The organism is Streptomyces sp. NPDC054961, from assembly GCF_053609145.1.
Map to the genome: position 1 here is coordinate 130,537 of NZ_JBSGWY010000006.1, position 3,938 is coordinate 134,474.

Genomic DNA, 3,938 nt, shown 5'->3' on the forward strand with positions numbered 1-3,938 from the left:
CGCCCGCTGCGGGTCGGACCCTGGGGCCCCAGCGGCCACCCCCCCGCACCGGCGCGGACCCCGCCCGGCCCCCGTTTAACCGCGGTGCGGGGTCCCCCCCCCCAGGGGGCGGACCGCCTCACGGTCCGATCGTCGCGTACGCCTCAGAGGCCGTAGCGCGCCCGCGCCTCCTTGACGGAGGACGCCGGCACCTCGCCGCGGCGGGCGAGCTGGGCCAGCGCGGCCACCACGATCGACGGGGCGTCGACACCGAAGTGGCGGCGGGCGCCCTCACGGGTGTCGGACAGACCGAAGCCGTCCGTGCCCAGCGAGGTCCAGTCCTGCTCCACCCACTGGCTGATCTGGTCCGGGACCTGACGCATCCAGTCGGAGACGGCCAGCACCGGGCTGGTGACGCCCTCCAGCGCGCGGGTGACGTACGGGGTGCGCAGCTCACCGCGGAGCAGCGCCTCGTCGCAGTCCAGCGCGTCGCGGCGCAGCTCGCCCCAGGAGGTGGCGGACCAGACGTCGGCGGCCACGTTCCAGTCGGCGGCGAGCAGCTTCTGCGCGTCGAGCACCCAGTGGATCGCCGTACCGGAGGCCATCAGCTGGATCTTCGGGGCGTCGGCGGCCGGGGCCGCCTCCGCCAGGTCCGCCGCCGTGTTGAAGCGGTAGAGACCGCGCAGGATGCCCTCTTCCACGCCTTCCGGCATGGCGGGCTGCGGCTTCGGCTCGTTGTAGACCGTCAGGTAGTAGAAGACGTCTTCCGGCTTCTCGCCGTACATCCGGCGCAGACCGTCCTTGACGATCACCGCGATCTCGTACGCGAAGGCCGGGTCGTAGTTGAGCGACGCCGGGTTCGTGGACGCGATCAGGTGCGAGTGGCCGTCCGCGTGCTGCAGGCCCTCGCCGGTCAGCGTGGTGCGGCCGGCGGTGGCACCGACGATGAAGCCCTTGCCGAGCTGGTCGGCGAGCTGCCACATCTGGTCGGCGGTGCGCTGCCAGCCGAACATCGAGTAGAAGATGTAGAACGGGATCATCGGCTCGCCGTGCGTCGCGTACGACGTGCAGGCGGCGATGAAGTCGGCCATGGCGCCGGCCTCGGTGATCCCCTCGTTGAGGATCTGGCCGTCCTTGGCTTCCTTGTAGTACATGAGCTGGTCGCGGTCGACGGGCTCGTACGTCTGGCCCAGCGGCGAGTAGATGCCGGCCGACGGGAAGAGGGACTCCATGCCGAAGGTGCGGGCCTCGTCGGGGACGATCGGCACCCAGCGCTTGCCGGTCTCCTTGTCCCGCATCAGGTCCTTGACGAGCCGGACGAAGGCCATGGTGGTGGCCATCTCCTGCTTGCCGGAGCCCTTGAGCAGCGGGGCGAAGGAACGGTCGGCCGGGGCCGGCAGGGCCACGTGCTTGACCTTGCGGGACGGGGCCGGGCCGCCGAGCGCCGCGCGGCGCTCGTTCAGGTACCGGACCTCGGGGCTGTTCGCGCCCGGGTGGCCGTACGGGACCTGGCCGTCGGCGAAGGCGCTGTCCGGGATCGGGAGGCCCAGGAGGTCGCGCATGTCCTTGAACTCGTCGACCGTCAGCTTCTTCATCTGGTGGTTCGCGTTCTTCGACTCGAACCCGGCGCCCAGCGTGTAGCCCTTGACGGTCTGCGCGAGGATGACCGTCGGCGCGCCCTTGTGCTCCAGGGCGGCCTTGTACGCGGCGTACACCTTGCGGGGCTCGTGGCCGCCGCGGGAGCTGTGGAAGCACTCGGCGATCTTCGCGTCGGTGAGCAGGCCGCCGAGGGCGACGAGCTCGGCGTTGGCGCCGAAGAAGTGCTGGCGGATGTAGGCCACGTCGCGGGTCGCGTACGTCTGGAACTGCGCGTCGGGTACCTCGCGCAGGCGGCGTACGAGGGCGCCCGTGGTGTCGAGCTGGAACAGCTCGTCCCAGGCGGAGCCCCACAGCGACTTGATGACGTTCCAGCCGGCGCCGCGGAACTGGGCCTCCAGCTCCTGGACCACGCGGAAGTTGGCGCGGACCGGACCGTCGAGGCGCTGCAGGTTGCAGTTGATGACGAAGGTCAGGTTGTCGAGCTGCTCGCGGGAGGCGAGGGCCAGGGCGGCGGTCGACTCGGGCTCGTCCATCTCGCCGTCGCCCAGGAAGGCCCAGACGTGCGAGTTGGCGGTGTCCTTGATGCTCCGGTTCTGCAGGTAGCGGTTGAAGCGCGCCTGGTAGATCGCGGAGAGCGGGCCGAGGCCCATGGACACCGTCGGGAACTCCCACAGCCACGGCAGGCGCCGCGGGTGCGGGTAGGACGGCAGGCCGTTGCCGCCGGACTCCTGGCGGAAGTTGTCGAGCTGCTGCTCGGAGATCCGGCCGTCGAGGAAGGCGCGGGCGTAGATGCCGGGGGAGGCGTGGCCCTGGATGTAGAGCTGGTCGCCCGATCCGTCGGCCTCCTTCCCGCGGAAGAAGTGCTGGAAGCCGGTCTCGTAGAGCCAGGCCGCCGAGGCGAAGGTGGCGATGTGGCCGCCGACGCCGTACTTGGAGCCGCGGGTCACCATGGCGGCCGCGTTCCAGCGGTTCCACGCGGTGATCCGGGCCTCCATCGCCTCGTCGCCGGGGAACTCCGGCTCCGCGGCGGTGGGGATGGTGTTGACGTAGTCCGTCTCGAGCAGCTTCGGCAGCGCGAGGCCGGCGGCCTCGGCGTGCTGGAGGGTGCGACGGAGCAGGTATTCGGCGCGGCGCGTACCGGCGGCCTGTGCGACGGCGTCGAGGGAGGCCGCCCATTCGGCGGTCTCCTCGGTGTCGCGGTCCGGGAGCTGGTCGAGCTCGCTCGGAAGCTTTCCTACGGGGTCGGACATCGGTGTGCGCCGCCTTCCGGACAAAGGAGAGGTGGTGAAGAAATCCCTGACGGGCAGGACAGGGTCGATGGACCCGGGTGGGGTCCGCGACGACTGTAAAACGCTGATCGATGATCGATCAAATGAAAGTGGCGAAGAAACGTCCATATGACAAAAGTCGGCACCGGGTGCCATGAAAACAGGCACCCGGTGCCGGGTAAATCGGGGCAAGACGGGCAAGATCAAGCCCGCGGGGCGCACCCCAGGACGTGCCGCTTCACGAGCAGCCCGATGTCCGGATCCTGGTTCCGGAAGGCCTGGACGAGGGCTTCGTGCTCCTCGGCGTAGGACTTCTGGACGGTTCCCAGCCACCGGATGGACAGGGCCGTGAAGACCTCGATGCCCAGCGACTCCCAGGTGTGCAGCAGGACGCTGTTCCCGGCCGCCCGGACCATCTCCCGGTGGAAGCCCACCGTGTGCCGCACCTGGGCCGTGCCGTCCGCGCTGCGGTCCGCGTCCCACAGGGCCGCCACGTGCGGCTCCAGGGCCGTGCAGTCGGCCGCCAGGCGGGGTGCGGCCAGCTCGGCCGCGATCTGCTCCAGGCCCGCCCGGACCGGATAGATCTCCTCCAGGTCCGCCGCCGACAGGTTCCGCACGCGCACGCCCTTGTTGGGCGCCGACTCGATCAGCCGCAGCGTCTCCAGCTCGCGCAGGGCCTCGCGCACGGGGGTCTGGCTGACCTCCAGCTCCACGGCGATCCGGCGCTCCACGATCCGCTCGCCGGGCTTCCAGCGTCCGCTGACGATCCCCTCCACGATGTGCTCGCGGATCTGCTCGCGCAGCGAGTGCACGACGGGTGGGGTGATCATCGGGGCTTCATCTCCTGATGGGTGTGCAGGGTCACGCGGGGCCTGATGCGTAGACAATACGGCGGCGCCGGTCGTCGCGATGCGTTCCTGGTCAGGGGCGCAGGGTGAGGCTGGTTACAGGTGCCCGCGGGAGCGCCCAGCGTACGACGACGGCGCCCCCCCCCCCGCGCGGGGGAGGGGGGGGGGGGGGGGAGGGGGCGGGGGGGTGGGGGGGGGGGGGGAAGGAGAAGCGGAGACAGCACGACAGAGCCAGCGAGGGCTG

At 70.8% G+C, this 3,938-nt stretch carries 2 protein-coding genes; both read right to left on the reverse strand.

The features are described from left to right. Positions 1-143: 143 nt before the first annotated feature. A complete protein-coding gene (aceE, locus tag ACWF9Z_RS08880; RefSeq protein ID WP_453599102.1) occupies positions 144-2,828 on the reverse strand; it encodes a pyruvate dehydrogenase (acetyl-transferring), homodimeric type in 2,685 nt (894 codons plus the stop codon). Positions 2,829-3,049: 221 nt separating this feature from the next. Continuing rightward, a complete protein-coding gene (locus tag ACWF9Z_RS08885) occupies positions 3,050-3,673 on the reverse strand; it encodes a GntR family transcriptional regulator (protein WP_453599325.1) in 624 nt (207 codons plus the stop codon). Between the last annotated feature and the right edge of the window lie 265 nt (positions 3,674-3,938).